This is a genomic window from Streptomyces virginiae, assembly GCF_041432505.1.
Taxonomy (GTDB): Bacteria; Actinomycetota; Actinomycetes; order Streptomycetales; family Streptomycetaceae; genus Streptomyces; species Streptomyces virginiae_A.
Map to the genome: position 1 here is coordinate 4,738,059 of NZ_CP107871.1, position 23,683 is coordinate 4,761,741.

Annotated in this window: 26 protein-coding genes and 1 tRNA gene; 14 read left to right on the forward strand and 13 right to left on the reverse strand. The window is 71.1% G+C overall.

The window, feature by feature from the left end:
* The first annotated feature begins 83 nt into the window (after positions 1-83).
* The 4 genes from OG624_RS22160 to OG624_RS22175 all read left to right on the forward strand — a co-directional run bounded on the left by OG624_RS22160 (position 84) and on the right by OG624_RS22175 (position 2,836).
* Positions 84-251 carry a hypothetical protein gene (locus OG624_RS22160; protein ID WP_161288250.1) on the forward strand — a complete coding sequence of 56 codons (168 nt, stop codon included), beginning with the start codon at positions 84-86 and terminating at the stop codon, positions 249-251.
* A gap of 111 nt (positions 252-362) precedes the next feature.
* Positions 363-1,664, forward strand: coding sequence for a cytosine deaminase (gene codA, locus OG624_RS22165; RefSeq protein WP_282916524.1), 1,302 nt, complete (start codon positions 363-365; stop codon positions 1,662-1,664).
* Between the two features lie 6 nt (positions 1,665-1,670).
* Positions 1,671-2,267, forward strand: a complete 597-nt coding sequence (locus tag OG624_RS22170; RefSeq protein ID WP_371639736.1) for an HD domain-containing protein — start codon at positions 1,671-1,673, stop codon at positions 2,265-2,267.
* A gap of 53 nt (positions 2,268-2,320) precedes the next feature.
* Positions 2,321-2,836: a DUF5956 family protein gene (locus tag OG624_RS22175; RefSeq protein ID WP_371639737.1), complete on the forward strand. Its 516-nt coding sequence runs from the start codon at positions 2,321-2,323 to the stop codon at positions 2,834-2,836.
* 6 nt (positions 2,837-2,842) lie between these two features.
* Here OG624_RS22175 and OG624_RS22180 read toward each other — a convergent pair whose 3' ends face one another.
* The 4 genes from OG624_RS22180 to OG624_RS22195 all read right to left on the reverse strand — a co-directional run bounded on the left by OG624_RS22180 (position 2,843) and on the right by OG624_RS22195 (position 6,196).
* On the reverse strand, positions 2,843-4,303 hold the full coding sequence (locus OG624_RS22180) for an aminopeptidase P family protein (RefSeq protein ID WP_371640861.1): 1,461 nt from the start codon (positions 4,301-4,303) through the stop codon (positions 2,843-2,845).
* A gap of 470 nt (positions 4,304-4,773) precedes the next feature.
* A tRNA-Pro gene (locus OG624_RS22185) sits at positions 4,774-4,847 on the reverse strand.
* Positions 4,848-4,886: 39 nt separating this feature from the next.
* Complete coding sequence (locus OG624_RS22190) at positions 4,887-5,144, reverse strand: hypothetical protein (protein ID WP_371639738.1); 258 nt, start codon at positions 5,142-5,144, stop codon at positions 4,887-4,889.
* A 113-nt stretch (positions 5,145-5,257) separates the two neighbouring features.
* Positions 5,258-6,196, reverse strand: a complete 939-nt coding sequence (locus tag OG624_RS22195; RefSeq protein ID WP_352164173.1) for a metallophosphoesterase — start codon at positions 6,194-6,196, stop codon at positions 5,258-5,260.
* A 68-nt stretch (positions 6,197-6,264) separates the two neighbouring features.
* Here OG624_RS22195 and OG624_RS22200 point away from each other — a divergent pair, with 68 nt between their 5' ends.
* Complete coding sequence (locus OG624_RS22200) at positions 6,265-6,726, forward strand: GatB/YqeY domain-containing protein (RefSeq protein WP_030726692.1); 462 nt, start codon at positions 6,265-6,267, stop codon at positions 6,724-6,726.
* Between the two features lie 122 nt (positions 6,727-6,848).
* Here OG624_RS22200 and OG624_RS22205 read toward each other — a convergent pair whose 3' ends face one another.
* The gene (locus tag OG624_RS22205; RefSeq protein WP_371588169.1) at positions 6,849-9,170 is read right to left on the reverse strand and encodes a transglycosylase domain-containing protein; all 2,322 of its coding nucleotides are present in this window, start codon (positions 9,168-9,170) and stop codon (positions 6,849-6,851) included.
* Positions 9,171-9,555: 385 nt separating this feature from the next.
* On the opposite strand from OG624_RS22205, the gene OG624_RS22210 reads away from it, so the two are divergent.
* Positions 9,556-9,906: a WhiB family transcriptional regulator gene (locus tag OG624_RS22210; protein WP_030009547.1), complete on the forward strand. Its 351-nt coding sequence runs from the start codon at positions 9,556-9,558 to the stop codon at positions 9,904-9,906.
* A 29-nt stretch (positions 9,907-9,935) separates the two neighbouring features.
* Here the strand turns inward: OG624_RS22210 and OG624_RS22215 are convergent, their stop codons facing one another.
* Together OG624_RS22215 and OG624_RS22220 are read right to left on the reverse strand one after the other, a co-directional pair.
* Positions 9,936-11,249 (reverse strand): ArsA family ATPase, encoded by a 1,314-nt coding sequence (locus tag OG624_RS22215; RefSeq protein ID WP_033219373.1) that lies wholly within the window; start codon positions 11,247-11,249, stop codon positions 9,936-9,938.
* Positions 11,246-12,229: an ArsA family ATPase gene (locus tag OG624_RS22220; protein WP_033219371.1), complete on the reverse strand. Its 984-nt coding sequence runs from the start codon at positions 12,227-12,229 to the stop codon at positions 11,246-11,248. Before OG624_RS22220 ends, OG624_RS22215 begins: the two co-directional genes overlap by 4 nt.
* Before the next feature lie 219 nt (positions 12,230-12,448).
* Between OG624_RS22220 and OG624_RS22225 the strand changes: the two genes are divergently transcribed.
* The 5 genes from OG624_RS22225 to OG624_RS22245 all read left to right on the forward strand — a co-directional run bounded on the left by OG624_RS22225 (position 12,449) and on the right by OG624_RS22245 (position 15,334).
* Positions 12,449-12,610 carry a DUF4177 domain-containing protein gene (locus OG624_RS22225; RefSeq protein ID WP_007264966.1) on the forward strand — a complete coding sequence of 54 codons (162 nt, stop codon included), beginning with the start codon at positions 12,449-12,451 and terminating at the stop codon, positions 12,608-12,610.
* Positions 12,607-13,077 (forward strand): RidA family protein, encoded by a 471-nt coding sequence (locus tag OG624_RS22230; protein ID WP_030755866.1) that lies wholly within the window; start codon positions 12,607-12,609, stop codon positions 13,075-13,077. Before OG624_RS22225 ends, OG624_RS22230 begins: the two co-directional genes overlap by 4 nt.
* Before the next feature lie 192 nt (positions 13,078-13,269).
* Positions 13,270-14,196, forward strand: a complete 927-nt coding sequence (locus OG624_RS22235; protein WP_371639739.1) for an NUDIX hydrolase — start codon at positions 13,270-13,272, stop codon at positions 14,194-14,196.
* The gene (locus tag OG624_RS22240) at positions 14,193-15,038 is read left to right on the forward strand and encodes an MBL fold metallo-hydrolase (protein ID WP_030726710.1); all 846 of its coding nucleotides are present in this window, start codon (positions 14,193-14,195) and stop codon (positions 15,036-15,038) included. Before OG624_RS22235 ends, OG624_RS22240 begins: the two co-directional genes overlap by 4 nt.
* The gene (locus OG624_RS22245) at positions 15,035-15,334 is read left to right on the forward strand and encodes a hypothetical protein (RefSeq protein WP_030726713.1); all 300 of its coding nucleotides are present in this window, start codon (positions 15,035-15,037) and stop codon (positions 15,332-15,334) included. Before OG624_RS22240 ends, OG624_RS22245 begins: the two co-directional genes overlap by 4 nt.
* A 19-nt stretch (positions 15,335-15,353) precedes the next feature.
* Here OG624_RS22245 and OG624_RS22250 read toward each other — a convergent pair whose 3' ends face one another.
* Positions 15,354-16,160 carry a nucleotidyltransferase domain-containing protein gene (locus OG624_RS22250; protein WP_371639740.1) on the reverse strand — a complete coding sequence of 269 codons (807 nt, stop codon included), beginning with the start codon at positions 16,158-16,160 and terminating at the stop codon, positions 15,354-15,356.
* Positions 16,161-16,307: 147 nt separating this feature from the next.
* Positions 16,308-16,982 (reverse strand): Crp/Fnr family transcriptional regulator, encoded by a 675-nt coding sequence (locus tag OG624_RS22255; protein ID WP_003981529.1) that lies wholly within the window; start codon positions 16,980-16,982, stop codon positions 16,308-16,310.
* Between the two features lie 269 nt (positions 16,983-17,251).
* Between OG624_RS22255 and nth the strand changes: the two genes are divergently transcribed.
* The 3 genes from nth to OG624_RS22270 all read left to right on the forward strand — a co-directional run bounded on the left by nth (position 17,252) and on the right by OG624_RS22270 (position 20,217).
* Positions 17,252-18,100 carry an endonuclease III gene (nth, locus tag OG624_RS22260; RefSeq protein WP_244290758.1) on the forward strand — a complete coding sequence of 283 codons (849 nt, stop codon included), beginning with the start codon at positions 17,252-17,254 and terminating at the stop codon, positions 18,098-18,100.
* A gap of 178 nt (positions 18,101-18,278) precedes the next feature.
* Complete coding sequence (locus tag OG624_RS22265) at positions 18,279-19,001, forward strand: NUDIX hydrolase (RefSeq protein ID WP_033219362.1); 723 nt, start codon at positions 18,279-18,281, stop codon at positions 18,999-19,001.
* 13 nt (positions 19,002-19,014) lie between these two features.
* Positions 19,015-20,217 (forward strand): MarP family serine protease, encoded by a 1,203-nt coding sequence (locus OG624_RS22270; protein ID WP_033219435.1) that lies wholly within the window; start codon positions 19,015-19,017, stop codon positions 20,215-20,217.
* A gap of 21 nt (positions 20,218-20,238) precedes the next feature.
* Here the strand turns inward: OG624_RS22270 and OG624_RS22275 are convergent, their stop codons facing one another.
* The 4 genes from OG624_RS22275 to nhaA form a co-directional block, all read right to left on the reverse strand.
* Positions 20,239-20,412, reverse strand: coding sequence for a hypothetical protein (locus OG624_RS22275; RefSeq protein ID WP_167745540.1), 174 nt, complete (start codon positions 20,410-20,412; stop codon positions 20,239-20,241).
* Positions 20,413-20,620: 208 nt separating this feature from the next.
* Positions 20,621-21,580: an alpha/beta fold hydrolase gene (locus OG624_RS22280; protein WP_033219360.1), complete on the reverse strand. Its 960-nt coding sequence runs from the start codon at positions 21,578-21,580 to the stop codon at positions 20,621-20,623.
* Positions 21,577-22,035, reverse strand: a complete 459-nt coding sequence (locus tag OG624_RS22285; RefSeq protein WP_033219359.1) for a phage holin family protein — start codon at positions 22,033-22,035, stop codon at positions 21,577-21,579. The genes OG624_RS22280 and OG624_RS22285 overlap by 4 nt, the downstream gene beginning before the upstream one ends.
* A gap of 60 nt (positions 22,036-22,095) precedes the next feature.
* Positions 22,096-23,529, reverse strand: coding sequence for a Na+/H+ antiporter NhaA (gene nhaA, locus OG624_RS22290; RefSeq protein WP_033219358.1), 1,434 nt, complete (start codon positions 23,527-23,529; stop codon positions 22,096-22,098).
* Positions 23,530-23,683: the final 154 nt, after the last annotated feature.

Genomic DNA, 23,683 nt, shown 5'->3' on the forward strand with positions numbered 1-23,683 from the left:
CCGCAGCGCTCCCCGGGATGCCGACCGCCGGGAACGGGCGGAGAGTGGAACGCGTCGGCCGTCACGTCCGAGGAGGAACGATCATGGCCAAGAAGGCCCGCACCGGCCACCACAGCCACCAGGACTCCGAGCGCGCGCTGGCGAAGAACACGGCAGCCGAGGCCCGCGCCAAAGCGGCGGTCCAGGACATGCACAGCACCGCCGCGAAGACGCGCGGGATGCAGCAGAAGGCCCAGGCCAAGCGCGGTTAGGCCGGCTCCGCCGGAGGTCCTGTCGAGGGGGCGCCTCGCCGATCCTGCCGGGCTCGCGGGGTCCGGTGCCGGATCCGGCCTGATCGACAATGCACCCCCTAGGCTGACGTCATGCGGATGATCGTCCGGGGCGCCCGGCTGCTGCACACCCACGGCCTGTCCGACGTCGAGGTCGCGGAGGACGGCCGCATCGCGCGGGTGATCCCGTACGACGACCAGAAGGAACCACCGGCCACCGGCATCCTCGTCGAGGCCCACGGCGGCCTGCTCACGCCTCCCTTCGTCGAGCCGCACATCCACCTCGACACGGCGCTGACCGTCGGCGAGCCCCGCCCCAACGCCTCCGGCACGCTCTGGGAGGGCATCGCCTGCTGGAGCGAGCGCAAGCGGACCCTGACCCGCGAGGACGTGATCGCGCGCGCCACCGAGGTGCTGCGCTGGCAGGCCGCCCACGGGGTGCTGCACGTGCGGACCCACTGCGACATCACCGACCCGGACCTCACCGCACTCGAGGCGCTGCTGGAGGTACGCGACCGGGTCCGGGACTTCATGACCCTGCAGATCGTGGCCTTCCCGCAGGAGGGCATCGTCTCCTTCCCGGGCGGCGAGGGGCTGCTGCGCGAGGCCGTGGCCCGCGGGGCGGACGTCGTCGGCGCGATCCCGCACTTCGAGGACACCCGCGAGGACGGCCTGGCCTCCCTGCACACGGCCTTCGCGCTCGCCGAGGAGCACGGCCTGCGGGTGGACGCGCACTGCGACGAGATCGACGACGAGCAGTCCCGTTTCGTGGAACTGCTGGCCACCCTCGCCCTGCGCTCGGGGCTGCGCGGACGCGCCACGGCCTCGCACACCACCGCCATGGGCTCCTACAACGGCGCGTACAGCTTCAAACTCCAGCGCCTGCTCGCCCGCTCCGGCATCAACCTGGTCTCCAACCCCTTCGCCAACCTCGGCCTCCAGGGCCGCTTCGACGCCTATCCCAAGCGGCGCGGCCTCACCCAGGTCAAGGAGATGCTGGCCGCCGGAGTCAACGTCGCCTTCGGCCACGACGACGTGATGGACCCCTGGAACGCGCTGGGCACCGCCAACCCGCTGCAGACCGCCCTCGTCGGGCTGTACGCCGCCCAGCTCACCGGCGCCGACGAGATCCCGCTGGCCTTCTCGATGGTGACGGAGCGTGCGGCGCGGGTGCTCGGCCTCGCGGAGACGGAGTACGGCGTCACCGCCGGCAACCCCGCTTCGTTCGTGCTGCTCCCGGCGCCGTCGCCCGAGGAGGCGATCCGCCGCCAGGTCCGCCCCCGCTACGTCGTCTCGCGGGGCACCGTCCTCGCCGAGACCCCGCCCGCCCCGACCCGGCTGAACTGGCCGGGGGAGCCCCCGTCCGAGATCGACTTCAGCCGACGCCTACGCTGACGCCCCATGAAGACGTGGACACTTGACACCGCATCCGCTCGCGCCGCGCACGAGATCGCCGCGGAGTACGCGGACACGGACCTCCTGAACCACTCGGTCCGCTCCTTCGCCTTCGGGGCCCGGTACGCGTGGCAGCACGGGCTGGCGTACGACGAGGAACTCCTCTACGTCAGCGCGCTGGTGCACGATCTGGGCCTGACCCCGCCCTTCGACAGCCACACCCTGCCCTTCGAGGAGGCGGGCGGCCATGTCGCACGGGTCCTGACGGCGGGCCTGGGCTGGCCCGCGGCCCGTCGGGCGCGCGCCGAGGAGATCATCGTGCTGCACATGCGGGACGACGTGAGCGCCGCCGAGGACGTGGAGAGCCACCTGCTGCAGGTCGGTACCAGCGCGGACGTCTCGGGTCTGCGCGTCGCCGAGTTCGATCCCGCCTTCACCGCCGACCTCCTGGCCGCCTACCCGAGGGGCGACTTCGGCGCCGCGTTCCTCGCGCTCGTCGAGGACCAGGCCGCCCGCAAGCCGACGTGCGCGGCGGCCGCTTACGTGGCCGGTGGCGCGGCCACCCGGATCGCGGCCAATCCGCTGGACCGGCCGCGGGCGTAGCCCCGCACGCGCGGGTCACGCAGATCGGTCACGGGGTCGGATAGCGTGCCCGCATGTCGTGGGACGAGGACGGAACACCGCACCCGCTCGCACTGCGCCGGTCCGGCCGCAGCGAACTGGAGCCGGACCGGCTGCCCGAGATGCGGGAGCTGGAGGTGCTCGGCTGGGAGCCGGCGCCCGAGGACCTGCGCTGGGTGTTCCTCCCGTACGTCTGGCCTCCGGCGGACCGCACCTGGATCCCCGACCGCTCCACCCACTGGGCGGTGGACACCGCCCTGGACGGCCACGGCCACATCACCGGTGTGGAGTGCGCCCCGCTGCCCGAGCCCGACCTCCGGGACCTCGACCGCGAGGCCGACGAGGCCCTCGCCGAGCTCGGGCTCCCGCCCCGGCCCCGCGGGCGCCTGTGGCTGCTGCGTCCGATCGGCCCCTTCACCACCCTCGGCGCGGTCCTCGACCACCTCGACGACCTCGCCGAGGCGCGTGCCGTGCCCGCCCGGCCCTCCGCTGCCTTCCTCGCCCTGGCCCGGGCCGAACTCGCCGAACTCGCCGCTCCCGAGGAGCGGTGAGCCGGGTCAGCTCTTCAGGCGTGCCATCCAGGCCTCGACGTCGGTCGAGGTGCGGGGCAGACCCGCGGACAGGTTCCGGTTGCCGTCCTCGGTGACGAGGATGTCGTCCTCGATGCGGACGCCGATGCCGCGGTACTTCTCGGGGACGGTCAGGTCGTCGGCCTGGAAGTAGAGGCCGGGCTCGACGGTGAGGCACATGCCCGGCTCCAGAGTGGCGCCCGCGTACGCCTCGCGGCGGGCGGCGGCGCAGTCGTGGACGTCCATGCCGAGCATGTGGCCGGTGCCGTGCAGGGTCCAGCGGCGCTGCAGGCCCAGTTCCAGGACCCGCTCGACGGGTCCCTCCAGCAGGCCCCACTCGACGAGCTTCTCGGCCAGCACGCGTTGCGCGGCGCGGTGGAAGTCATGGTACGCGGCCCCCGGCCGGACGGCCCGGATGCCGGCTTCCTGGGACTCGTACACCGCGTCGTAGATCTTGCGCTGGATGTCGGTGTAGGTGCCGTTGATCGGCAGGGTGCGGGTGACGTCGGCGGTGTAGAGGGTGTGGGTCTCGACACCGGCGTCGAGCAGCAGGAGGTCGCCGGAGCGGACGTCGCCGTCGTTGCGGACCCAGTGCAGGGTGCAGGCGTGCGGGCCGGCGGCGCAGATCGAGCCGTAGCCGATGTCGTTGCCCTCGACGCGGGCGCGCAGGAAGAAGGTGCCCTCGATGTAGCGCTCGGAGGTGGCCTCGGCCTTGTCGAGGACCTTCACGACGTCCTCGAAACCACGGACGGTCGAGTCGACGGCCTTCTGCAGCTCACCGATCTCGAACGTGTCCTTGATCAGCCGTAGTTCGGAGAGGAAGACCCGCAGCTCCTGATCGGTCTCGGCGGTGGTCCTGTCGGCGAGCGCCGCCTCGACGCCCGCGTCGTGCCCGCGCACCACACGTACGGGACCGCCGGCTTCGCGCAGTACGTCGGCCAGGGTGCGCACGTCGTGGCAGGGGATGCCGTACAGGGCCTCGGCCTCGGCAAGGCTGTGGCGGCGGCCGACCCACAGTTCGCCCTGGCCGTCGCGCCAGAACTCCCCGTTCCCCCGGTCGGAGCGCGGCAGCCGGTACAGGGCGGCCTCGTGGCCGCCGTCCGTCGGCTCCAGGACGAGGACCCCGTCCTCCTTGAGGTCGCCGGTGAGGTACGCGTACTCCGTCGCGGCGCGGAAGGGGTACTCGGTGTCGTTCGAGCGGATCCTGAGGTTGCCGGCCGGGACGACCAGGCGCTCGCCGGGGAAGCGCGCCGAGAGCGAGGCGCGACGGGCGGCGGTCCGGGCGGCCTGGGGTATCGGGCGCAGATCGTGCGCCTCGGTGTCGGCCCAGCCGGCGGCCATGTTCCGCGCCAGCTCCTCGGAGACCCCCCGGGACGCGCCGCTCTTCTGCTCCTCGGCGGTCTCCGCCACGGTTCCTCCCCATCGAGCGAACTGGTGTCCGGCTCGCATCATAGGACCGGGGGTGCGCACCCGTCAGAAAGGTTCGAGCCGCCCGTTCGCGCTCCCGTGGCTACCCTGGTCGTGAGGGGTACTTCCGGGAGGCGATCTCATGGGTCGGCGCCATCACTTCCACATCGACCACCACGGGCACTCGGTCAGCGCCACGGTCCAGACCGGGCACACCGCCGTCGTGGAGGTACTGGTCGACGGCAAGGAGACCGGACACGCCACGACGCACGACGACCACCCCGTGACCGTGCACGTCGAGCTGCCGACGGATCCACCGACGCAGGTCTCCGTCCGCGCGACACCGGGTCCGGGCGTACCACGCTGCATCTTCGAGGCCCCGGCCATCGAACCGCACATAATGTCCCCCCGCCCCTACTGACGGCGGCGGCTACGGGCTCCCCGGGTCACCCGGACGCGGAAAGAGCCGGTGCAGGTTTCCCTGCACCGGCTCTCACCTGGTGTTTCAGCTGTCGGGGTGGCGGGATTTGAACCCACGACCTCTTCGTCCCGAACGAAGCGCGCTGCCAAGCTGCGCTACACCCCGATCGCCGCCTTGCAGCGCTTGCTGCCCTGGCGACATCGATTACTTTAGCGGACCTCTCGCCGGAGACGAAATCCGGTTTTCGCGGAGCGGTCGCGGGGCCAGGGGAGGCGTCGGGCGGAAGCGGTCCGCCGCGACCGGGGCGAGGCCGAGGGCGTAGAAGGCGGCGCCCAGGACCAGGGCGTTCAGGGCCACGCGGGCGTAGCCGTATCGGGCCGCGTCGATGAAGGGGTACGTGTACCGGCGCGCGCTGTCGGGGGCGAGCAGGGCGCCGGTCAGCCGGTCGAGGTCCGCGGCCACGTCGAACGGGCTGGAAGGGTTGTCGAGGACCAGGTGGAAGACGAGTCCGGTGATCAGGATGAAGAGGAGGACCCCGCCCCGAGGCGCGACGGGGCGGTCATCCTCGCAGCGTATTACCCCTTCGGGGTCAGGGTCAGAAGCGTCGCCTCCGGCGGGCAGGCGAAGCGGACCGGGGTGAACCGGTTGGTGCCGCAGCCCGCCGAGACGTGCAGGTACGCGCGATGGCCCTCGGCCTCGTGCGTGGAGAGTCCCTTCACCCGCTCCGTGTCCAGGTCGCAGTTGGTGACGAGCGCCCCGTAGAAGGGGATGCACAGCTGTCCGCCGTGGGTGTGGCCCGCGAGGATCAGCGGGTACCGGTCGGCCGTGAAGGACTCCAGGACGCGCAGGTACGGGGCGTGCACCACCGCCATGGAGAAGTCCGCGTCCGCGTCGGGGCCGCCGGCGACCTGCGCGTAGCGGTCCCGCTTGATGTGCGGGTCGTCGAGCCCGGTGAAGGCCAGGTCCAGCCCGTCCAGCTTCAGGCGTCCGCGGGTGTTGGTGAGGTTCAGCCAGCCGGCCGCGTCGAAGGCGTCCCGCATCTCCTCCCACGGGTTGTGGACGGCGCCGACGACCGGCTTGTTGCCGTTCAGCCCGTGCCGGCCCTGGGCCTTCTCGAGGAGGTAGCGCCCGGGGTTGCGCAGCCGCGGTCCGTAGTAGTCGTTCGACCCGAAGACGTACACGCCGGGGAAGGACATCAGGGGGCCGAGGGCGTCGAGCAGCTCGGGGATGCCCTCGGTGTCGGAGAGGTTGTCGCCGGTGTTCACGACGAAGTCGGGGCGCAGGCCGGCCAGGGACTGCAGCCAGGCACGTTTCTTGCGCTGCCCGCCGACCATGTGGATGTCGGAGACCTGGAGCACGCGCAACGGGCGCATCCCCTGGGGAAGGACAGGCACCGTGACCCGGCGCAGGCGGAAGGATCGTGCCTCGAAACCGGCGGCATAGGCCACACCCGCGGCCCCCACCGCAGCGATTCCGGCAGCCGCCTTCAGGGGTACTCCGTAACGCGCACGCATGGACCCATCGTCTCAGACCGGGAAAACAGGTGAGCGCCACCGCCCCCGCACCTGGCAGACTCACATCCATGACCACGCTCAAGGCCAAGCTCCAGGAAGACCTCACGACCGCCATCAGGGCGCGCGACGAACTGCACTCGTCCACGCTGCGCCTGACCCTCTCCGCCATCACCAAGGAGGAGGTCGCGGGCAAGGAGGCACGTGTGCTCTCCGACGAGGAGGTCCTCAAGGTGATCGCCAAGGAGGCGAAGAAGCGCCGTGAGGCCGCGGATGCCTTCGCCCAGGGCGGCCGTCCCGAGCAGGCCGCCCGCGAGACCGCGGAGGGCGAGTTCCTCGACACCTACCTGCCCAAGCAGCTCAGCGACGACGAGCTCGTGGCGATCGTGGCGCAGGCCGTCGAGGAGGCCAAGGCCGCGGGTGCCGAGGGGCCGCGCGCGATGGGTGCCGTCATGAAGCTCGTGAACCCGAAGGTCGCCGGGCTGGCGGAGGGCGGGCGCGTCGCCGCCGTCGTCAAGCAGCAGCTCTCGTAGGACAGCTCCCGTAGGGACAGCTCTCGTAGGACCGCGCAGCGGAAGAGCTGGAAGAAAGGGGAGGGCCCCGGCCGTGTCGGCCGGGGCCCTCCCCTTTCGCGTGTCGTGCCGTGCGTCGACCGCTACTGGTCGTCGCGGCCGCCGATCATTCCCTCGGTGAGTCCGGGGAACGGGGGCTGCGGCTCGACGCCGCCGCCCGCGCCGCCGGTGGCTCCACCCGTGGCGCCGCCGTTGGCGCCTCCGTTGGCCCCACCGTTCTGGCCGCCGGGCCGTCCACCGGGCTTGCCGTCGCCGCCGGGCTTGCCGGGTCGGCTCGGGTTCGTCGTGGGCGGCTTGTTCCCGCGCGGACCGCCGGAGGGGGGGACGGTCGGCTCCGGGATGCCGACCGTGACGAAGTTCCCCGACTCCCGGCCGGAGAGCGCGCCGCTGACCGCGTCCTTCCAGATCGGGCCGGGCAGACCGCCACCGAAGACCTTGTCGAAGGGCCTGCCGCCGATGACGATGTTCTCCATCGTGATCTTCTTCGCGCCGCCGGAGCCGACCCACACCGCGCCGGAGAGGTTCGGCGTGTAGCCGACGAACCAGGCGTTGTAGCGCTCGTCCGTGGTACCGGTCTTGCCGGCGCTGTCGCGGTCGCTCAGACCGGCCCGCTCACCGGTACCGGAGTCGACCACTCCACGCAGCAGGGTGTTGATGGTGTCGGCCGTCTCGGTCGACATCGCCCGCTCGCACTTGGACTTCGGCACCGCGAGCGCCTTGCCGTGCGCGTCCGTGATCGACTCGATGGCGACCGGGGTGCAGTGGACGCCGCGGTTGGCGAAGGTCGCGTACGCGTTGGCCATCGTCAACGGGGAGAGTTCGGCGGAGCCGAGCGCGATCGACGGGGCCTCGGGGATCTTGGAGCCGTCGGCCGGGACCACGCCGAGCTTCTGCGTCATCTCCGTCACCGGGCAGAGGCCGATCTCGCCGATCATCTCGACGAAGTACGTGTTGATGGACTTCTCCATCGCCGTCCGCAGCGCGTACGGACCGACCTCGTCCTCGGTCTCGTTCTTCGCCGTCTGGGTCTTGCCGTTGATCGGCAGGTTCAGCCACTGGCTGCCGTCACAGCGCGAGATCGGCGTCGGGTACTCCATCTTGTTCGGCGCCGGGTACACCTTGGTCGCCGGCATGCCCCGCTCTATGGCCGCCGCGGCGATGAACGGCTTGAAGGTCGAGCCGACCTGGAAGCCGAAGTTCGAGCCGCCCATCCGCTTGTCCACGGAGTAGTTGATCTGGGTCTCGTTCTTCCCGAAGCCGTACGGCTTGGACTGACCCATCGCCAGCACCCGGCCGGTGCCCGGCTGGACCATGGTCACAGCCGTCGCGATCGAGTCCTCCTGGTAGACGTGGTCCTTGATCGACTCGTTGGCCGCGTCCTGCGACTGCGGGTCCAGGGTGGTGCGTACCGTCAGGCCGCCCTGGTTCCAGACCTTCGCCCGGTCCTCGCGCGTCTTGCCGAAGGCCGGGTCGGTCAGGAAGGAGTTGCGGACGTAGTCGCAGAAGAAGCCCGCGCCCTTGACGGCGGTGATGCAGCCGTTCTTGGGCTTGGTCACCTTGAGGGTGACCGGCTTCGCCTTCGCCGCGTCCACCTCCGCCTGGGAGACGTCCTTGGTGTCGGCCATCCGCTGCAGGACGATGTTGCGACGCTTGGTCGCCTCCTGCGCGTCGTTCACGGGGTCGTACCGGCTCGGCGACTGCACGACGCCGGCGAGCAGCGCGGACTCCTCCAGGGTGAGGTCCTTGGCCGGCTTGCTGAAGTAGCGCTGGGCGGCGGATTCGATTCCGTACGCCTGCTGGCCGAAGTAGGTGATGTTGAGGTAGTTCTCGAGGATCTTCTTCTTCCCGAGCTCCTCCTCGACCTGGATCGAGTACTTCAGCTCGCGGATCTTGCGCCCGAGGCTCTTCTCCTGGGCTTCGCGCACCTTGGTCTCGTCGTCGCCGGCCTCTTCGACGAACACGTTCTTCACGTACTGCTGGGTGAGGGTGGAGGCACCCTGTGCGGCTCCGCCTTCCTGCGCGTTACGGTTGACCGCGCGCAGGATGCCCTTGAGGTCGACCGCGCCGTGCTCGTAGAAACGCGAGTCCTCGATGGCGACGATGGCCTTCTGCATGTACGGGGAGATCGCCGTGAGCGGGACCACCTGACGGTCGCGCGAATAGACGGTGGCGATCGTGCCACCCTCGGCGTCCAGAATCGTGGTCCGCTGGCTCAGCGGCGGAGTCTTGAGATTGGCCGGGATCTCATCGAATCCCTCGACCGTCCCCTTGGCCGCCAGGCCCAGGGCGCCTGCGGCCGGAATCGCCATGCCGGCCAGTACCACCCCGGAGAGGACGGACACTCCGAGGAACTTGACGGCCTGCTGGCTCCCCGTGAGCCCGCCGCCCGAGCGCTTCTTTCCCATAGGGGGCAGCCTACGTTCTCATTCGCCGGACACACGCGAATGCCTTGGCCTAAGCTGTCCCCAACTGTCACAGCAGTGTGGTGCGACATCAACCCCTCGGCTTGATTTTCACCCTTCCCGAATGGGGTGGACACATGTCCGAATCTGGCCCCTCTGCTGAAGTCGAACAGGTGATTACACCCGAATTGCCGCAATGGTCGGGCATGTCGCCGGATCACTCCGTCGGGTGATCTGCCGCTTACCCATAGTCCGTTCGGACCATTCAAGATTGGGCCCGTCGGGGGTGTTGCACTGTGCTCGCCTTCCGTAACGTCCTCAACTGGCAGCGGTGAATATGCCGCTACCGCCGTGGGGGAGCCTCGATTCGGGAGAGGACGGCGCCGGGATGGGCTGGGTTACCGACTGGAGTGCGCAGGCAGCCTGCCGCACTACCGATCCGGATGAACTATTCGTTCAAGGAGCGGCACAGAACAGGGCCAAGGCGGTGTGCACCGGATGTCCGGTGCGGACCGAGTGCCTGGCCGACGCGCTCGACAACCGTGTCGAGTTCGGCGTGTGGGGTGGAATGACCGAGAGGGAACGACGTGCGCTGCTGCGCCGGCGTCCCACCGTCACTTCGTGGCGACGGTTGCTCGAAACCGCACGTACGGAGTACGAGCGCAGCACGGGCATCCTCACCATGGATGCAGACGCGGAGATCGACGTGTCGTACGAGACATACGCGGCAGCCGGGTAGATCACACGGCCACCACGACGTACGAACGCCTACGCTCCGGCCGGTACCCCGGCCGCGAGTCGTTCTCCGATGGCCCGTAGCCCGGCGAGGTCGTGCACATCGCCGGGCAGGGCGGCCACTTCCGCCACCGCCACTTCGGGGTGAAGCGAGGTGAAGCGATCGCGTGTGCGCTGTTCACGCGCGATCACCTGCATGCGCTCGGCGTGCAGGCGTAGCAGTCCTGCCGTGATCCGGTCGACGACCGCGGTATCGCCTTCGGTGCCGGGGGAGCCTGTCTCGGGAGGGTTCGCGGTCCGGGCTGTTTCGGTGGGATGGGCGGGCTCGGTCGGTTCTGCGCCCGAGTCACGAAGTCCAGCTTTCCCGGACTCCTGATCGACAATGCCGCCTTCTTCAAGATTCTCTGCCGCGGCCAACGCCCGCTCGGCGGACAGCTGGTCGGCGCCACTGCCGTGCACCCGGTTCAGTACCAGACCGGCCAGCGGCATGCGTTCCGCGGCCAGCCGCTCCACGAAGTACGCCGCCTCGCGCAGGGCGTCCGGCTCGGGCGCGGCGACCACCAGGAAGGCCGTGCCGGGAGCCTGAAGCAGCCGGAAGGTGGCGTCCGCGCGCGTGCGGAAGCCGCCGAACATCGTGTCCATCGCGGCCACGAAGGTCTGGACGTCCTTCAGCAGCGAGGCCCCCATCAGCTTGCTGAGGGTGCCGGTCATCATCGACATACCGACATTCAGGAACTTCATCCCGGCCCGGCCGCCCACCTTCGCCGGAGCCATCAGCACCCGGATGAACTTCCCGTCCAGGAAGGACCCGAGCCGCTTCGGCGCGTCCAGGAAGTCCAGCGCGGACCGGCTCGGCGGAGTGTCGACGATGATCAGGTCCCAGTCGTCCCGGGCCCGCAGCTGCCCCAGCTTCTCCATCGCCATGTACTCCTGCGTGCCCGCGAAGCCGGCCGACAGGGACTGGTAGAAGGGGTTGGCGAGGATGGCCCGGGCCCGCTCGCCGTCCGCGTGCGCCTCGACGATCTCGTCGAACGTCCGCTTCATGTCCAGCATCATGGCGTGCAGTTCGCCGTCGCCCGCCCCTACGGTCGCCACCTTGCGCGGGGTGTTGTCCAGCGAGTCGATCCCCATCGACTGCGCGAGCCGCCGCGCCGGGTCGATGGTGAGCACGACGGCCTTGCGCCCGCGCCCCGCCGCCCGTACGCCGAGCGCGGCGGCCGTGGTGGTCTTGCCGACCCCACCCGCCCCGCAGCACACGATGATCCGGGTCTCCGGATCGTCCAACAGCCGGTCGACCGCCAGCCGCGGCGGAGTGTCCATGCCCACGGTGTCCACCCCCTCGCTCATTCGGCCACCGACTGCTTCCGCAAATCCTTGGCCAGCGCGTAGAGCCCGGCCAGATCCATCCCCGCGCCGAGCAGCGGCAGTTCGTACGTCGGCAGGTCCAGCCCCGCCAGTACGGAGCGCTGCGCGCGCTCCAGCTCCACCCGGCTCGCGTGCTCGGCGGCCTGCGTGAGCAGCGGGTCCACCAGCCGCTCGGCCAGCCCGCCGCGGCGTGCCCCGCCGAGTCCCGCCCGGGACAGCGACTTCGCCACCTCGGCGCGGTGGTCGCCCGCCGCCGTGCGCAGGGTGTCCTCGTCCAGATGGTGCGGCCGGACCATGTTCACGATGACCCGCCCGACCGGCAGGCCGGCCCCGCGCAGTTCCTCGATGCCGTCCGCGGTCTCCTGGACGGGCATCTCCTCCAGGAGGGTGACCAGGTGCACGGCCGTCTCGGGCGACTTGAGGACTTTCATGACGGCCTGGGCCTGGTTGTGGATCGGCCCGAACCGGGCCAGGCCCGCCACCTCGTCGTTGACGTTCAGGAACCGGGTGATCCGCCCGGTCGGCGGCGCGTCCATGATCACGTGGTCGTAGACGTACCGACCGGCCTTGTCCTTGCGCCGCACCGCCTCGCACGCCTTGCCGGTCAGCAGCACGTCGCGCAGTCCGGGTGCGATGGTCGTCGCGAAGTCGATGGCGCCGAGCTTCTTGAGCGCGCGGCCGGCCGAGCCGAGCTTGTAGAACATCTGGAGGTAGTCCAGCAGCGCCCGTTCGGCGTCGATGGCGAGCGCGTAGACCTCACCGCCCCCGCCGGGCGCCACGGCGATCTTCCGCTCCTCGTAGGGGAGTGCCTCGGCGCCGAAGAGCTGCGCGAGCCCCTGCCTGCCCTCGACCTCCACCACAAGAGTCCGGCCGCCCTCGCGTGCGAGGGCAAGCGCGAGTGCTGCGGCGACCGTGGTCTTGCCGGTGCCGCCCTTGCCGCTGACCACCTGGAGCCTGCTCACAGCGTCCGAGCCTAATTCCTCGGGTTCGACTCCGGTGGTGCCGGGTGGTTCTGCCGGAGTGTTCGGGGGTGAGCTCCGTTACGTCCGGCCCGGATCCGCCACGTCCGGGCCCGGTCGGGCGCCGTGTCGGGGCGGTTCGGCGCCTGCCCGGGTGAGGTGTCCGGCCGTCGGTTCCGGGGGCGGCATGCGGCCCGCACGACAGGCACTACCCTCGCTCCCATGACCAAGAAGTTCGAATATGCGACGGTCCCGCTGCTGGTTCACGCCACCAAGCAGATCCTGGACACCTGGGGCGAGGACGGCTGGGAGCTCGTCCAGGTCGTGCCCGGCCCGAACAACCCCGAGCAGCTCGTGGCCTACCTCAAGCGGGAGAAGGCATGAGCGCTGTAGAGGCGAAGCTGGCCGAGCTCGGCCTGACGCTCCCGGGCGTCGTCCCGCCGCTGGCCGCGTACCAGCCCGCCGTGCGGTCGGGCTCGTACGTCTTCACCGCGGGCCAGCTCCCGATGGTCAAGGGCAGCATGCCGATCACCGGCAAGGTCGGCGCCGAGGTCTCGGCGGAGCAGGCCAAGGAGCTGGCGGCGATCTGCGCGCTGAACGCCCTGGCCGCCGTCAAGTCGGTCGTCGGTGACCTCGACAAGATCGCGCGGGTCGTGAAGGTCGTCGGCTTCGTCGCCTCCGCCCCCGATTTCACGGCCCAGCCCGGCGTGCTGAACGGCGCGAGCGAGCTGCTCGGCGAGGTCCTCGGCGAGAAGGGCGTCCACGCCCGCAGCGCCGTCGGCGTGGCGGTCCTGCCGCTGGACGCCCCGGTCGAGGTCGAGATCCAGGTGGAGCTGGTCGCCGGAGCCTGATCCCTTCGGGGAGGGTTTCACGAAGACGGGCCGGGTCGCGCACCGCGCGGTACCCGGCCCGTCCCGCGTGCCGCCCCGGGGCCGGATCGCCCGTGTCGGCCACCCGCGCCGGCGACCGTGTCGACCGACCGTGTCGGCCGACCACGACGGGTGACCCTCGAACATCGGGCCGGATGGCCGTAGCATCCGGCCATGCCGAATGGTCAGCATGGTCAGCAGCAGCCCCCCGCCGGAGGCCAGTGGTACCCGCCGGAGTGGCCCGACCGCATCCGCGCGCTCGCGGACGGCTCGCTCGTCCCGGTGGACCCGCGGCGCGCCGCCACCGTGATGCTCCTGCGCGACACCCCCGACGGTCCCGCCGTGCACATGCTGCGCAGGCGGGCCTCCATGGCCTTCGCCGGGGGCGCGTACGCCTATCCGGGTGGCGGGGTCGATCCGCGCGACGAGGAGCACCAGGTCGGCTGGGCGGGTCCCTCCCGGGAGGACTGGGCGGCCCGGCTCGGAACCGATCCCCTCACCGCCCAGGCCATCGTCTGCGGCGCCGTACGGGAGACCTTCGAGGAGGCGGGCGTCCTGCTCGCCGGTCGGACCCCGGACGAGATCGTCGGTGACACCACCGGGGACGACTGGGAGGCCGACCGGCAGGCCCTCGTGGCGCGGGAGCTGTCCTTCGCGGAGTTCCTCGACCGCCGCGGCCTGCGGCTGCGCTCGGACCTGCTCGGGCCGTGGGCGCGCTGGATCACCCCGGAGTTCGAGCCGCGCCGCTACGACACCTGGTTCTTCGTCGCCGCCCTCCCCGAGGGCCAGCGCACCCGCAACGCCTCCACCGAGGCCGACCGGACCGTGTGGATCCGGCCCGCCGACGCGGCCGCCGGGTACGACAAGGGCGAGCTGCTGATGATGCCGCCCACCATCTCCACGCTGCGGTCGCTGGAGCCGTACGGGAGCGCCGCGGGAGCGCTCGCCGCCGCGGTCGAGCAGGACCTCACCCCGGTGCTGGCCCAGGCCACGCTGGAGGACGGCGAGCTGGTGCTCAGCTGGCCGGGGCACGACGAGTTCACCAAGCGCGTCCGCCCCGGGCGTCCCGCAGGCCCCGCAGGCCCCGGAGGCCCCGCATGACCGACGCCGCCGCACTGCCCGGACAGCCCCGCGGAGTCGTCACCTCCGGCCCGGCGACCGCCCGCGCGGTGAACGTCCTGGCTCCCAACGCCTCCGCGATGACCCTCGACGGCACCAACACCTGGCTGGTGTCCGAGCCGGGCTCCGACCTCGCCGTCGTGATCGATCCCGGCCCGCTGGACGACATACACCTGCGGGCGGTCATCGCCACCGCCGAGCAGGCCGGCAAGCGGATCGCCCTCACCCTGCTCACCCACGGCCACCCCGACCACGCCGAGGGCGCGGGTCGCTTCGCCGAGCTCACCCGTACGAAGGTCCGCGCCCTGGACCCGGCCCTGCGCCTCGGTGACGAGGGCCTGGCCGCCGGGGACGTGATCCGGACCGGCGGGCTGGAGCTGCGCGTGGTGCCGACCCCCGGCCACACCAGCGACTCGCTCTGCTTCCACCTGCCCGCCGACCGGGCCGTACTGACCGGCGACACGATCCTGGGCCGTGGCACCACCGTCGTCGCCCACCCCGACGGCCGCCTCGGGGACTACCTGGACTCCCTGCGCCGCCTGCGCTCGCTCACCGTGGACGACGGGGTGCACACCGTCCTGCCGGGCCACGGGCCGGTCCTGGAGGACGCGCAGGGCGCCGTCGAGTACTACCTGGCCCATCGGGCCCACCGGCTCGCCCAGGTCGAGACCGCCGTCGAGAACGGCTGCCTGACCCCGGAGGCGGTCGTCGCCCAGGTCTACGCGGACGTGGACCGCTCCCTGTGGCCGGCCGCGGAATGGTCCGTCCGGGCGCAGCTGGAGTACCTTCAAGATCACGGACTGATCCCGGGAGGGCCTGAATGAACACCGTGTTCCTGTTGGTCGTACTGGTCGCGACGGCCGGGTGGATCACCTCGACGGTGACCCTGCGGGTGCAGAGCCTCCAGAACAAGGCGGACCGCATGGAGCGTCGCCTGGCCCTGGTGCTGGACCACTTCGGCATCGAGGAGCCGGAGCCGGCCGGGATGGACGAGGTACGCGCCCACCTCAGGGCGGACCGGCACATCTCGGCGATCAAGGAGTACCGCCGGATCACCGGCGCGGGCCTGGCGGAGGCCAAGCTGGCCGTCGACCGCCTCGCCGAGGCCGAGAAGGCCTGATCCGGCCCCGGGCCGAGGCTCAGCCCCGGCGCGGTGTTTTCGTGCCGTGCCGGGCCGTGTACTCGTCCGCCAGCCACGGCCCGAGGTCCTCGACGTAACCGCGCAGCACCGCGGGGTCCGCGACGGGATCCAGCGCGACGGCGGCCGCGGCCGCCACCTGCGCCGCGCGCTGCGGGTAGTACATGCCGAAGATCTCCGCGGACTCGCCGAGGTCGCTGGTCCAGCCGCCCCACCGCGGCATGACCAGCGTGAAGGCGGTGCGCACCAGGCGCCGGGAGAAGATCCGGCTCAGCGCCCGGTACTCCTCGGGGGTCGCGGCCTCCCGCACCCGCGTACGCCACCGGGGCAGCAGCTCGGCCAGGTCGCCGTTGGTCTCGCGGGCGAGCAGGCTGTCCGGCCGGTAGCGCGGCAGGTGCTCGGCCAGATCCGCCCCGAGCAGCGGGGTGCACAGGCAGGCGAGGAACCAGCCCAGGTCGAATCGTTCCGCCTCGCTCAGTACGGCGACCTTGTCCTGGAGCAGGATGCCGACGCCGTCGACCTCGGGGAAATCCTCGTCGAGTCCGCGGGCGAGCACCTCGGCGGTGTCCCGGTCCTCGTCGCAGGGCTCGTGGTGCAGGACGAGCAGCAGGTCGAGGTCGGACCGCCCGGGCCGGGCCGTCCCGCGGGGCACGGACCCGTAGAGGTACGCGCTGTGCAGCCGTCGGCCGTACGCCTCGGCGGTCCGGGTCCGCGCGGCCGCCACGACGGCCTTGAACTCGCCCGGCACCCGCCCGAGGGAGCCCTCACGCTCGAAGTACCCGTACGCGTCCAGCCCTCTGTGCTCCATGACTCCACTGTGCCTGGCCGCCGGTCCGCGGCGGGCCGATCGACGCCGTGCGTCGGGAGGCCGAGCCACGGAGGCGTGTCGGGCCCGGAAGACGCGTAGGGGCCCTGCCCGGGTGGACAGGACCCCTACGAACGGCTGTTGCCGGCGTCAGCGGGAGCGCTTCGCGAGGCGCTCCACGTCCAGCAGGATGACCGCACGGGCCTCCAGGCGCAGCCAGCCGCGGCCCGCGAAGTCGGCCAGGGCCTTGTTCACGGTCTCGCGCGAGGCGCCGACGAGCTGGGCGAGCTCCTCCTGCGTCAGGTCGTGCACCACGTGGATGCCCTCCTCCGACTGCACGCCGAAGCGGCGCGACAGGTCGAGGAGCGCCCGCGCCACACGGCCGGGAACGTCGGAGAAGACCAGGTCGGACATCTGGTCGTTGGTCTTGCGCAGGCGGCGGGCGACGGCGCGCAGCAGCGCGGTCGCGACCTCGGGCCGGGCGTTGAGCCAGGGCTGGAGGTCACCGTGGCCGAGGCCGAGGAGCTTGACCTCGGTCAGCGCGGTGGCGGTGGCGGTACGCGGGCCCGGGTCGAAGAGCGACAGCTCGCCGATCAGCTCGCCGGGGCCGAGGACGGCCAGCATGTTCTCGCGGCCGTCGGGGGAGGTGCGGTGGAGCTTCACCTTGCCCTCGGTCACGACATACAGCCGGTCGCCGGGGTCGCCCTCGTGGAACAGGGCGTCACCGCGTGCGAGGGTCACCTCGCCCATGGAGGCGCGGAGCTCCGCGGCCTGCTCGTCATCGAGCGCCGCGAAGAGCGGGGCGCGCCGCAGAACGTCGTCCACGAGTCTCTCTCCTATGTCGACCAGCTCAGGGGACCGTGCTCCCCATTTTGCCGGACGGCTCAAACAGTGCGATCAATCACAAGGATGCCGGACGGACGGGCGTGCTGTGCGGCGTGAGGCCAATCGGAGTGGTGTTACCTGAGGTCCGGGCGGGTGTCAGCGGCCGGCCTTAGGCTGGCCGGGTGTCCAATAAGCCGGTGAGAGCACAGGCCAAGGGGTCCGCCGGAGTGACGGAGCCCCAAAATTCTGCCGTGGGCGAACATGTCCCAGTGAAGACGTCCGCGAGGGCTGCGGCCACCCCTCAGGGCAAAGTTTCGGCCAAGAAACCGAAGTCGGCCAAGCCGGAATCGCATCTGGCCATGGTGCGCAGGGCGCGGCGCATCAACCGCGAACTGGCCGAGATCTATCCGTACGCCCATCCGGAGCTCGACTTCCGCAATCCCTTCGAGCTGCTCGTCGCGACGGTGCTGTCCGCCCAGACCACCGACCTGCGGGTGAACCAGACGACCCCGGCCCTCTTCGCGGCCTACCCGACCCCCGAGGACATGGCCGCGGCCGCCCCGGAGGATCTGGAGGAGCTGATCCGGCCGACCGGGTTCTTCCGGGCCAAGTCGAGGTCCCTGCTCGGCCTCTCGCAGGCCCTGCGGGACAACTTCGGCGGGGAGGTGCCGGGCCGGATCGAGGACCTGGTGACGCTGCCCGGAGTGGGCCGCAAGACCGCGAACGTGGTTCTCGGCAATGCGTTCGATGTCCCGGGGATCACCGTGGACACGCATTTCGGCCGGCTGGTGCGCCGCTGGAAGCTGACCGAGCAGGAGGACCCGGAGAAGGTCGAGGCGGAGATCTGCGCGATCTTCCCGAAGAGCGAGTGGACGATGCTCTCGCACCGGGTCGTCTTCCACGGCCGCCGGATCTGCCATGCGCGCAAGCCGGCCTGCGGGGCCTGCCCGATCGCCCCGCTCTGCCCGGCGTACGGGGAGGGCGAGACCGACCCGGAGAAGGCGAAGAAGCTGCTCAAGTACGAGAAGGGCGGTCAGCCCGGCCAGCGGCTGACCCCGCCCCCGGACTACCCGGGCCTCCCGGCCGCGCCGCTGGGCGGGGCTGTGGCGGCGCCGTAGCGGGCGTACGGGGGCTGGTGGGAACCAAGGAGCGGGGGAGGGGCGTGGGACGCAGGGGTGGGCGGGTGTGCGGCCCTGTGGACCAGGGGACTCGGGGACTCAGGAACGAATCGGTACCCGGACCGCGTTTGCGGTGTGGGAGACGGCGCTTGACAGGACGACGCGGACAGAGGTGCCTATGACGCGCGGTACACGGGACGAGACCGGAACCACGGTGGGAGCCCGCGAGGGCGGCGGCCCGGCCGTCACCACCGACGGCCTGCCCGGATGGCTCGACCCCGTCGTCGAGGCGGCCCGGTCCGTCCAGCCGGGGCAGCTGAGCCGGTTCCTGCCGCCCGAGGACGGCCGAGGCCGGCAGTCCGCCGTGCTCGTCCTCTTCGGGGAGGGCTCCCGCGGCCCCGAGCTGCTCCTGATGGAGCGCGCCGGCACCCTGCGCTCGCACGCGGGTCAGCCGTCCTTCCCCGGCGGCGCGCTGGATCCGCAGGACGGTGATCCGCACACCACGGGCCCGCTGCGGGCCGCGCTGCGCGAGGCCGAGGAGGAAACCGGGCTGGATCCTTCCGGCGTTCAACTCTTCGGCGTGCTGCCCCGGCTCTACATCCCGGTCAGCGAGTTCGTCGTCACCCCGGTCCTCGGCTGGTGGCGCGACCCCAGCCCGGTCGGAGCCGTGGACCTCGCCGAGACGGCGCGGGTCTTCACGGTTCCCGTGGCCGATCTCACGGATCCCGAACACCGGGTCACGACCGTTCATCCGAGCGGCCACCTGGGGCCGGGATTCACCGTCGAATCGGCTCTGGTCTGGGGATTCACCGCCGGAGTGATCGACCGGATCCTGCACTTCGCGGGTTGGGAGCGTCCGTGGGACCGCTCACGGCAGGTCCCGCTCGACTGGCGCGCGTGAGACGGTGGCCCACGTGAACGTGCTGGACATCCTGTTGCTGCTCGCCGCCGTATGGTTCGCGATCGTCGGCTACCGCCAGGGGTTCGTCGTCGGCATCCTGTCGGTGATCGGCTTCCTCGGCGGTGGTCTCATCGCCGTGTCCCTGCTCCCGCTGGTCTGGGACCGGGTGACGGACAACGGCACCCAGGTGTCCACCACGGTCGTCGTGATCTCCGTCGTCGTGATCATCATCTTCGCCTCGATCGGCCAGGCCCTGACCACCCATCTCGGGAGCAGACTCCGCCGCAAGATCACCTGGTCACCGGCGCGCGCGCTCGACGCGACCGGCGGCGCCCTGGTCAACGTGGTCGCGATGCTGCTCGTGGCGTGGCTGATCGGGTTGTTGGTGGCCCAGACCGCGCTGCCCAGCGTGGGCAAGGAGGTTCGTAACTCCAAGGTCCTCCTCGGCGTGTCGCGGGTGCTGCCCGACCAGGCGGACACCTGGTTCTCGGACTTCAGCTCCACCCTCGCGCGCAACGGCTTCCCCCAGGTGTTCAGCCCGTTCTCCAACGAGCCCATCACCGAGGTGAAGGCACCCGACCCGACGCTCGCCGGCAGCCCCGTCGCCGAGGTGGCGAAGCGCTCGATCGTGAAGGTCGTCGGTACCGCGCCCAGCTGCAGCAAGGTGCTGGAGGGCACGGGCTTCGTCTTCGCGCCCGGCAAGGTGATGACCAACGCGCACGTGGTCGGCGGGGTCAGCGAGCCGACCGTGCAGATCGGCGGCGAGGGCAAGCTGTACGACGCCAAGGTCGTGCTCTACGACTGGGCGCGCGACATCGCCGTCCTGGACGTGCCGAAGCTGAAGGCCCCGGTGCTGGAGTTCTCCGAGAAGGACGCGGCGAGCGGCAACGACGCGATCGTCGCCGGCTTCCCGGAGAACGGCGGGTACGACGTCCGGGCGGCCCGGGTCCGCGGGCGGATCAACGCCAACGGCCCGGACATCTACCACCGGGGCACCGTGCGACGGGACGTCTACTCGCTGTATGCGACGGTCCGCCAGGGCAACTCCGGCGGACCGCTGCTGACGCCCGACGGCAAGGTGTACGGAGTCGTCTTCGCGAAGTCCCTCGACGACCCCAACACCGGTTACGTGCTGACGGTCGACGAGATCCGCGACGACATCCGGGTCGGCCAGAACGCCGTACGTCGGGTCGACAGCCAGGGCTGCGCGCTCTGAGTCGACGCTCCCGCCGGGTCCCTACGTCCGTGGATGGCGCAGGCGCGCGGAGACCCAGCGGGCCCGTCGGCGCAGGATGAGCGGAATCCCGAGGCGGGGGTCGTGGCCGTGCCGGCCGGCCCTCTCGTAGGTGCCCGGCGTAGCTGCCGAGCGGCGTTCGTGCGCGGTGTCACCGTAGTCGTGCGTCCAGCTCATACTCCGAGCTGTGCCCGTGCCCCAAGGTCCGTAATCCCGTCCGGGGCGGCCAATTGGCCTATGCGCCAGGCAATTGAATGCTCGTAGGACAAGCACACGACCGAACTCCCGTCCGTTCAGGGGCGGTCGCCGGTTTCGCGGCCCGTTCCGCCGCCGTCGCGGAGCCGTCGCGCGCCCCGCTCGGGCGGCGGGGCGATCCGAGGTCGCGTCAGCGGTCCGGCTCGGGGTCCTTGAGCCAGTTGACCAGCTCGGACGAGAAGGCGACCGGGTCCTCCTCGTGCGGGAAGTGTCCCAGCCCGTCGAACAGCCGCCACCGGTACGGGGCTTCGACGTACTCCCCGGAACCTGCGGCGCTGCGCGTACGCATCACCGGGTCCAGCGAGCCGTGCAGATGGAGCGTCGGCACCCGCACCGGACGCTTCATCCGCCGGTTGAACTGGATCCCGTCGGGCCGCGCCATCGACCGCATCATCCAGCGGTACGGCTCGATCGAGCAGTGCGCGGTGGACGGGATGCACATGGCCCGCCGGTACACGGCCAGATCCTCGTCCTCGGGCGGTCGCGGCCCCGACCAGTCGCGGATCAACTCCCCTACGAGCGCTCCGCCGTCGGCGACGAGCTGCCGCTCGGGAACGAACGGCCGCTGGAAGCCCCAGATGTGGGAACTCGCCCGGGTCTGACCGAAGTCCGACAGCATCGCCGAGCGCCAGCGGCGCGGATGCGGCATGGAGGAGACCACGAGCCGGCGCACCAGCTTGGGCCGCATCACGGCCGCCGTCCAGGCGAGGTACCCGCCCAGGTCGTGCCCGACGAGCGCGGCGTCCGGCTCGCCGAGGGACCGTACGACTCCGGTGATGTCGAGCGCCAGGTTGGCGGGGTCGTAGCCGCGCGGGGTGCGGTCGCTGCCGCCCACCCCACGCAGGTCCATCGCGACCGCCCGGTACCCGGCGTCGGCGAGCGCGACCATCTGGTGCCGCCAGGTCCACCAGAACTGCGGGAAGCCGTGCAGCAGCAGCACCAGCGGCCCGTCACCGAGCTCGGCGACGTGGAAGCGGGCGCCGTTGGCGGCGACGTCCCGGTGCATCACCGGTCGTGCGCCCGGAAGATCGAGCCGTACCGCCGTGGCAGCTGTGGGAGGAACGCTGGGGTCCGGCGTGGGCGCTGTCATGAGGACGAGCGTGCCACACCCACAACCTTGTCACTCACCGGCCGCGGGTGCGGCTTGACGGTCTGGACCAGTGCGGCGGTCTGCTTGACGGAGGCGATGGACTTCTCCGGCGGCTTGACCTTCTTGAACTTGCGTACGCCGATCAGCACGAGCAGGCCCGCGATCAGCAGGAACGCGCCGCCGACGATGAGGAAGGACCACGCGAGTCCGAGCCCGAGGTTGTGGATCCCGTACGCCGCGGCGAAGGTCAGCACCGGGACGGCGAAGAGCGCGAGCACTGCCGCGGCCACCATCGAGGCGGAGCCGCTGCCCACGCGCTTGACGTCCTCGCGGATCTCCGCCTTGGCGAGGGCGATCTCGTCGTGCACCAGCGCGGACATCTCGGCGGTGGCCGAGGCGACCAGTTGGCCGAGTGTGCGCTCGGCTCCCTGCGCCTCTTGGTCCACTGCGCTCATCGCTCTCTCCCTCTGTCGTCTGCTGCCGGGCGGCGCGGCTGTCCTGCGTCGTCAGTCAGATCATGCCGGACGGTCGCCCTCGGCGGTGGACCCGGCTGCCGTTTGGAGCGCGGTGGCGGCCGCCTCCGCGGCCCTGCGACGGTGTTCCGCGGCCCGGTCCTCGTAGATCCGGGCCATCCGCAGGTGGTACTCGGGGTTGTGCTCCTCGTAGATGTCCGGGATGCCGTCGTGGTCCTCGTCGCGCTCCTCGGCCTCGGTGAGCGCCCGGTACCTGCGGTTGCGGAGCTTGAGCATGACGCACGCGATCACGGCCGCGATCAGGGAGCCGATCAGTACGGCGGCCTTGACCTCGGAGGTGAGGACGGCGTCGTCGGCGAAGGCGAGTTCGCCGATCAGGAGGGAGACGGTGAAGCCGATGCCGGCGAGCGAGGCCACGGCGAGCACGTCCGGCCAGGCGAGGTCCTCGTTCAGTTCGGCCTTGGTGAAGCGGGCCGCCAGCCAGGTGCCGCCGAAGATGCCCACCGCCTTGCCGATGACGAGGCCGAGCACCACGCCGAGGGCCTCGGGCCGGGTGAACACCTGGGCGATGGCCTTGTCGGAGAGCGAGACACCGGCGGAGAAGAGGGCGAAGAGCGGTACGGCGAGACCGGCCGACAGCGGTCGTACCAGGTGTTCGATGTGTTCACCGGGGGACTGCCGCTCGCCTTCGCGGCGGGTGCAGCGGAGCATCAGGCCCATGGCGACGCCGGCGATGGTGGCGTGGACGCCGCTGTTGTACATCAGGCCCCAGACGACCAGGGCGAGCGGAACGTAGATGTACCAGCCGTGCACCTCGCGGCGGAGCAGGAACCAGAAGAGGGCGAGGCCGACGAACGCGCCGCCGAGCGCCAGGAAGTCGATGTCGCTGGTGAAGAACACCGCGATGATCAGGATGGCGAAGAGGTCGTCGACGACCGCGAGGGTCAGCAGGAAGGCGCGCAGGGCCGACGGCAGCGAGGTGCCGATGACGGCGAGGACGGCGAGCGCGAAGGCGATGTCGGTGGCGGTCGGGACGGCCCAGCCGTCCGTGGAGCCGTTGCCCAGGACGTTGACGACGACGTAGACCACCGCGGGGGCGATCATGCCGCACAGGGCCGCGATCACCGGGAGGGCGGCCGCTCGGGCATCGCGCAGATCGCCCGCGACGAGTTCGCGTTTGAGTTCGATGCCGGCGACGAAGAAGAAGACGGCGAGGAGACCGTCCGCCGCCCAGTGCTGGAGCGAGAGGTCCAGGCCCAGGGAGGCGGGACCGATGTGGAAGGACCCGACGCTGGAGTAGCTCTCCGAGATGGCGGGGATGTTCGCCCACAGGAGGGCGGCGATCGTGGCCACGAGGAGAAGCACGCCGCCGACGGTCTCGGCGCGCAGGGCATCACCGACGAAGCGGAGCTCGGGCAGTGAGAGGCGGCCGAGCACCTTGGGGCTCTTGCGGTCGGTGGGGCTGGGCGCGGCCACGAGAGGGCACCTCCGGGGAGCGGTTGGACGGCATGGCGAAGCTCATTGCCGACCAGACTTCCCGGCGCACCCTGTGATGTTTCTTTACGCTTTGAATATTTTACAGGGCACACGCGGGGACGTATCCGGTGATCATCACTTTAAGTGCGAAAGG